6 protein-coding genes are annotated in these 7,152 nt (G+C 62.5%); all 6 read left to right on the forward strand.

What is annotated here, in order from left to right; all coding sequences use genetic code 11:
- Window positions 1–244 precede the first annotated feature (244 nt).
- The 6 genes from OXS27_RS31190 (at window position 245) to gmd (ending at window position 6,772) form a co-directional block, all read left to right on the forward strand.
- Window positions 245–1,018 (forward strand): hypothetical protein, encoded by a 774-nt coding sequence (locus OXS27_RS31190; protein WP_267361541.1) that lies wholly within the window; start codon window positions 245–247, stop codon window positions 1,016–1,018.
- Entirely contained in the window at window positions 1,011–1,388 is a 378-nt protein-coding gene (locus OXS27_RS31195; RefSeq protein WP_267361542.1) for a DUF5681 domain-containing protein, read from the forward strand. The genes OXS27_RS31190 and OXS27_RS31195 overlap by 8 nt, the downstream gene beginning before the upstream one ends.
- Before the next feature lie 2 nt (window positions 1,389–1,390).
- Window positions 1,391–2,482, forward strand: a complete 1,092-nt coding sequence (locus OXS27_RS31200) for a hypothetical protein (RefSeq protein WP_267361543.1) — start codon at window positions 1,391–1,393, stop codon at window positions 2,480–2,482.
- A 96-nt stretch (window positions 2,483–2,578) separates the two neighbouring features.
- Window positions 2,579–3,997, forward strand: coding sequence for a DNA methyltransferase (locus tag OXS27_RS31205; RefSeq protein ID WP_267361544.1), 1,419 nt, complete (start codon window positions 2,579–2,581; stop codon window positions 3,995–3,997).
- A gap of 705 nt (window positions 3,998–4,702) precedes the next feature.
- Window positions 4,703–5,146, forward strand: a complete 444-nt coding sequence (locus tag OXS27_RS31210; RefSeq protein ID WP_267361545.1) for a hypothetical protein — start codon at window positions 4,703–4,705, stop codon at window positions 5,144–5,146.
- 651 nt (window positions 5,147–5,797) lie between these two features.
- Entirely contained in the window at window positions 5,798–6,772 is a 975-nt protein-coding gene (gmd, locus tag OXS27_RS31215; protein WP_267361546.1) for a GDP-mannose 4,6-dehydratase, read from the forward strand.
- Window positions 6,773–7,152 lie beyond the last annotated feature (380 nt).

Genomic DNA, 7,152 nt, shown 5'->3' on the forward strand with positions numbered 1-7,152 from the left:
AGCGATAGGGCTGAGGTAGGCCTGATTATCAGGGAATAGAACGTTCATACGTCGTTTTTTGGCAGCGCTCGTCAGAAATTTCGCCCGTCGATCAAGCATTTAGCTACAAAATTCCCGTCGTTTTGGAACAGGGAATTATCGGGCCGTTACAGGGATCAAACTGTACGCCACCGCATAACCACCGTCCGAAAAACGTACACGGGTGCTATTGAAGCCGCGATTGGTGTCTCTAAATGGAGGCTTCATGACCGTGACCCGCCAGCAAGCCATCCAGCTCATCTATGCGCTCATGTACGGGGCGTCGGACACAGCTCGGCTACGCCTCGACAAACCGGTCCCCTCGCGTCTTGCCGCCAGCGTGAGGCGGCTCCTGGACGAGGACGTCTCCCAGGCCCGAGCCAGCCAAAGTGGGGAGCCGACATCCACCCTGGCGTTCTATGACGAGTTGCCATCGGGGACTGGGCATGAGGTTCGATACACGCCCTACCGCGTATTCAACCTCGCTGTAGCGCATGAGTTGACCCGTTTTGGCTGCAAGCAGGGAGAGGTCGTCGAGCTTATCGCTGCCATCCAAGACAAGCTCGAAGACGCCTTCGGCAAAGCGAATGATGGCCTTCAGACATGGGGGCGAACGAGCTCCACCCAACCTGACGAGTCCGATTTAAGTTCATCACCAACTGAAAGACGTAAGCGACTCCAAGTTTTTCTCGTTCTGCGGCGCGTAGAGGCGACCGAACATGCAGTCCAATATTATGGATCATCGGTCGAAGAAGGGAAGCGCCTCAATTACATGGAAATTTTCGATGGGTCAGAAAAACTCGCAACCTTCCTCTCCGGTGAGCTGACCGGCGGCCTCTTTGGTGCCTTCGTGATCGAGCTGTCCGAGCTGGCCGTCCGCATCACCGAACTTATCCAGCAAGCACCGGTGCGCAAGCGTGGGCGTCAGCCATCTAAGCCGCCCGCAAACTGGGGTGATGTCGTCTCCCAATTCCGTGTTCGGGATCGCGATCATGAGTGATGATTACAAGGTCGGCTACCGCAAGCCGCCACGCCATACCCAGTTCAAGCCAGGTACCTCCGGTAATCGTCGTGGGCGCCCACGCCGTTCGAAAAACATCGACACGCTGTTCGAGCAACAGCTCGATCAACTCATCGCCGTCACCCGCAACGGCCGAAAGGTAAGGGTTAGCATGCGCGAGGTGGTCGTGATGAACGCCGTCAAGGACGCAGCGAAAGGCGATGCCCGGGCTCGGGAGCTCGTGTTTCGGCATATGCGCGATCGCAGCAGGCCGGACTCCTTCGGGACCAGACCTTACGACGACAAGATTCTGACTGAGTTCGCCGCCACGCTTAACCTGCTCGTCGACGACGACGAATCGGAGGTGTGAGGATGCCGATCTCACTTCGCGAGCGCCTTTATCGCGCCGACCTAGCCTCCTTCACAAAACTCGCATTTCACGAGTTGTCGCCGCAACACGACCTCGGCACCACCTGGCATATCGACGTCATGGCTGATGCGCTGCAAGGCTGCCTCGATCGCGGCACCACTCGCCTGATCCTCAACGCCCCGCCGCGCAGCCTCAAATCGCATTGTGCCACGGTCGCGACGGTGGTCTTCGCCCTCGGCCGAGATCCGACGCGCAAGATCATCGTTGTCGCCGGCACGCGTGCCTTGGCCGCGGAACTGCAACGCCGCGTCGTCACGTTGATGCGTACCCCGCGGTGTCGGGTCCTTTTCCCGCATCTGCAGCCGACCGTGACACCGGGCGAGATCATCCTGCCGCATGGCGGTGGCATTCTGTATCGGGCTGTTGGCCAGAGCCTGATCGGGCGCGGTGCCGACCTCATCGTCATCGACGATCCGATCGCGCCGCATCGAGCGCAGGATGATGTCGCGCGCGGCGGCGTCAGCGCTTGGTACGATGCTGAAATCGTGCCGCGCCTGGACGATAAAGTCGGCGGCGCGATCGTCTTGGTTATGCAGCGTGTGCACGAGGATGATCTGGCGGCTCACGTCCGCAAAAGCGGGGTGTGGGCCGAAGTTGTCCTGCCAGCTATCGCTCTCAACGACGAGGCATGGCGACTTCATCAACGGCGGACCGTCTTGCGGCAGAAGGGCGAGCCGTTGCTGCCAGATCGCGAAGGGAAGGAGACCCTGATCGCGATCCTGCACGAGATCGGCGCCTATAATTTCCGAGCGCAGTACCTGCAGCAACCATCGAAAGCTCCGGGACTCGAGCGAGTAGGTTGGTTCTGGGCGCCGCGGCGGTTCGACTCACAGCCCGGGATGCCGATCGGTGGGTCATTCCGCAAAGTTCGCGAGATCGACGCCATCCTGTTCGAGGTCTTCGGCGTCGGCCAACCGCCGCCATACGGGAGCGAGGCGCCCTACAGCGACGCTGAATGGGAGGCGAGAGCGATCGTCCAGCAGCAGCGGCTCGTGGCTGAAGCCCAGGCCGATCGGGACCGGCAGGAAGCGTAGGGTTGATGATCTTCGACACTCTTCCAGTCGGGTTGGCCAGAGGCCGGAAGATCGTCTGATTTGTGGACGGTGGAGCGCGGTAAAGGGAGAATGATCATGGGACATGCGACGCGAGACGGCTTGGGCAGCGCTGACCTGTTGATCGACGCTCTTCATGGCAAGAGCCGTCGGCGCCGGACAGCCCTCGACCGACCCGCTCCTGCGGCAGGCCGTGTACGCAACGACTTGGTTCCGAACCTCGCCTTGATTCAACGCTCACCGGAGGCACTTACGGCGCCGGCCCGCGCGGTGCGCAAGCGCGACATTGCCCAGGTGGAGCGCGTGGCCGCCTCGATCCGCGCCCTCGGCTTCTGCGATCCGGTGCTGATCGACGGGCAGGACGGCATCCTCGACGGGGTGGCGCGCGTCGAGGCGGCCAAGCTCGTGGGTTTGAGCGTCATTCCCTGCATCGTCGCGGGCCACCTCACACCGGGCGAGCAGCGCGCGTTGCGGCTGGCGCTCAACCGCCTGCAAGAACGCGGTGGCTGGGACTTGGACGAGCTGAAGCTGGAGTTCGAGGAACTCGCGCTTGAAGATGGCGCGCTCGACGTGACGGGCTTCACGGATGGCGAGATTGACCAGGTCCTCTTGGATGATGAGTCCGAAACCGTTGAGCCTGGCCCGCTGACACCGTCGGCGGACGCGGCAGCGGTGGCGCGGTCGGGTGACGTGTTCGTGCTTGGCCGGCACCGGGTGATCTGCGGGGATGCTCGCGATCCAGCCGTGCTGGCCAAGCTCATGGGGGAGGAAGGCGCGCGCCTGCTCCTGACCGATGAACCTTACAACGTGCCAATCCGCGGGCACGTGACGGGCGGTGAGCATCGCGAGTTTGCGATGGCCAGCGGTGAGATGACCGAGGCGGAATTCCAGACGTTCAACTTGGACTGGATCGGGGCCGCCCTGCCCCATCTCGTCGAGGGCGGCGTGTTTGGCACCTTCATCGACTGGCGCGGGCTACACGTGGTCCAACATGCGGCGGCTGCGTTGGCCTTGTCGCCTTTGAACCTGATCGTGTGGGCGAAGACCAACGCCGGCATGGGCAGTTTGTACCGCTCGCAGCACGAGCTGCTTCAACTGTTCAAGAAGGGCAAGGACGCGCACGTCAACAACGTCGGCCTGGGCCGGGGCGGCCGCTGGCGTTCGAACCTCTGGACCTACCCCGGCGCCTCGTCGCTTGGATCCGGCTCGCGGAAGGGGCTGCAGGATCACCCGACGGTCAAGCCAGTTGCGTTGCTCGCGGACGCCTTGCTCGATCTCACGGCACGAGATGAGGTCGTCCTCGACCCGTTCCTGGGCTCAGGCTCGACGCTGATCGCGGCCGAGCGGACGGGGCGACGGTGCTACGGAGTCGAGATCGACCCGCATTACGTCGACCTGATCGTGAGGCGGTACGAGGAGGTGACGGGCGGTCGTGCCATCCATGAGGCTGACGAATCGCACGATGGCCCAGCGGATTGGATTGTTCCGAGACCGTAATGCGGGGCTGACCTGCCGACGATGCTCTCAGATAGTGAAGGCCTCGTAAGTCGAAGCGCGCCCACTCTTGCCGGCAGCCTCGGCGCATAAACATCACCGCCTGCTCCGTTCACACTATAGATTACCATCGATTGCGAGATATGGCGCGCAAGTCGTGCATAAAGATTTACGTCAAAAAATGACGTCCGACGTCGATCACGACTGGACTGTCGTAGCCAATGGAGCTTCAATACTCACAGAGCGACGCACCCAGAACCTAAGTGATAAATTCGATGAGCCGCAAATCTAAGCTTCCAACCGCTGGTTTGGATTTCATTATCACGCACCTGAGCGCGATGAGCGTTCGCGGCGGTAGGTCGATCGAGTGTGACGTAGCCGCTGTGTCCGGTTGCAGGGCCTGCTTCATGCCCTCGGGCTGAAGCTGGGTAGCCAGCACGCCTGAGGGCAGCGGCGTTCGTGCCTCAACCCCGCCGGTCCCACGGGCTGACAGCGGGGTCGGGTTGGTGGCGGGGCAGGTCCCGCCAATGACTCGGAGCACAGCATGCTTTCCCCTACTCAGGGCCACATTCAGACCCTCTCCTTGATCCCAGCGGCCTTTCAGGTGGCCCCCTGCCCTACTGGATCCCCGTCAACCTCGACTTTGCACTCGCGGCCGTTTATCGGGCCGCGTGTCGCCCTCTTCCCGCTCAGCGCGTGAGGGTGGCGATGTCGAACCGCACCATCTCTTGGGCTGCTGCCTTGCGCGAGTTGAAGGCTGATCGCGCCGCCCGGTCTCCAATTCGCGAGGAACGCCTGCGCACGAATACCGGTTCGTGCGGCGCGCCTGCTTTCGCTATGAGCGCTTGGCGCGGGCGCTCCGGTCGGCGCTACGTCATGGTCGTCCAGCCGCTCGACGCTCCCGAGCTGGTCGCCGAACACGCGGCGGTCGTCCTCGCAGTCACTCGTGACGAGGATGGACAGGCCTCGATCGCCGCCGCCCGCGCCTGCGAGCCTGGCGATCCCGGTTTCCTTGGCTGGCTCGCCGCCTGTGCCGCGCTCGATGCGCGCGAGTTGCACGCCTACCGGTTGGCCGAGACCCGGGTTGAGCGCGCAGAAATCGCGGCTGACCTGGGCGGGCCGACCGCGGGTATCGCTGCGGGGGGGGCGTGATGGCGCGGCGGGAGTTCAGCAAGGCGGTGCTGCGCGCCGCCCTCGCCCGAGCTGACGGGCGCTGCGAAGGTGTGCTCACAGACGGCAGCCGCTGCCCGTGCGCGCTGCAGGTCGGGCGGTTCCACTACGATCATATCGTCCCAACTGCGCTAACGGAGAATGCCTCATTGGATAACTGTCAGGTATTGTGCCGGCCTTGTCACGCGGCCAAGACGGTGGTCGATGTCGGCGTGATCGCGCGAGTGCGGCGGATGCGTGACCGGCACATGGGCATCATAGACCCGCGCCGACGCCCGCTGCCGGCCGGTAGGGCGAGCCCATACAAGCGTCTCATTGGTGGCCGAGTCATCCGACGCGATCCAGGTGAGCAACAAGAGTGACGCCGCACGCATCGCGTATCCCAGCTAGCATGGCAGTGGATTTCGGAAAAGATCAACAGTTGTGACATCGATCAAGGGTGCATCGATGCTGGTACAAATTTGCTTATCAACGCGGCATATCATGGCATATATTCAAATTATCGCACAAAATATAATGCCGGGCCGTAGCTCTAGGGCGGCTCGCTTCCGATGTAATCAGTGCGCAACTCAAACTTGACGCGAGTCCCACTGGGGTTGTAGCAGCCGGGCTTCCTCGGGACGGGACAGTTTGATGACGGGCAAGCGCGCGCTGATCACGGGGGTGACGGGCCAGGACGGAGCGTATCTGGCGCAGCTTCTGCTGCAGAAGGGCTACGCGGTCACCGGCATCGTGCGCCGGTCCAGCCATGCCGGCGTGTTCGATCACCGGCTGAAGTGGCTCGGCATCCTCGACGATGTGGAGCTGGTCGACGGCAACCTGCTCGATCAATCGGCCCTGCTGCGCATCGTTCAGACTGCCAAGCCTGACGAGATCTACAACCTTGCCGCCCAGTCCTTCGTCACCTCGTCCTGGCAGCAGCCGCTGCTGACCGGGCAGGTCACGGGGCTTGGCGCCGCGCACATGCTCGAGTGCCTGCGCTCGGTCGCCCCGCAGGCGCGTTACTACCAGGCCTCTACGTCGGAAATGTTCGGGCTGATCCAGGAGGAGCGCCAGAGCGAGACGACGCCGTTCTACCCGCGCTCGCCCTACGGCGTGGCCAAGCTGTACGCCCACTGGATGACGATCAACTATCGCGAGAGCTTCGGGCTGCACGCCTCGAACGGCATCCTGTTCAACCACGAGAGCCCGCTGCGCGGCGTGGAGTTCGTGACCCGCAAGGTCACGGACGCGGTGGCGCGGATCAAGCTGGGCAAGCAGAAGGAATTGCGCCTGGGCAACATCGACGCCAAGCGCGACTGGGGCCATGCCCGGGACTACGTCGAGGCGATGTGGCTGATGCTGCAGCAGGATAAGCCGGACGACTACGTGATCGCCACGGGGCGGACCACGACGGTGCGGGACATGTGCGCGATCGCGTTCAAGCATGTCGGCCTGAACATCGACGACCACCTCGTCATCGACCCGGCGCTGTTCCGGCCCGCGGAGGTCGAGGTGCTGCTGGGCAACCCCGCCAAGGCGAAGGCGACCTTCGGCTGGGAGGCCCAGACCAGCCTGGAGGCGCTGATCACCGAAATGGTCGACGCCGACATCAAGCGCCTATCCTGATCCGCGTGCTTGAGCGCATTCTGATCACTGGCGCATTAGGGTTCGTGAGCAGCTACTTCCCCGGGCGTTCCGTGATGTCTTCGCCTCGGTCGGGATCCCAAGCGTTGGGCATCGGGGATCATTCAACGTACTGGACAAGATTTCTCACGAGCCTCTAGACCTCATCGATTCGACCGCGGTCGCGCCGAATCGATACTTTCCGGCCATATAAGTGCTTGATCTCGCGGCTTAAACGTCAATCGTTCGTGCCGGCCAATTCAAGTTCGAAAATTGGCGCGCGAATTTCAAATCATTTTACAACCTAATTAATGCGATTGAACGAACTGACACGCCTGCACTTTTGCTTCCATGAGCTCGACCGAGCTCTACGGACCTGGGTT

This window comes from Methylobacterium sp. GC_Met_3, assembly GCF_026540775.1.
In the GTDB taxonomy this organism is placed as follows: Bacteria; Pseudomonadota; Alphaproteobacteria; order Rhizobiales; family Beijerinckiaceae; genus Methylobacterium.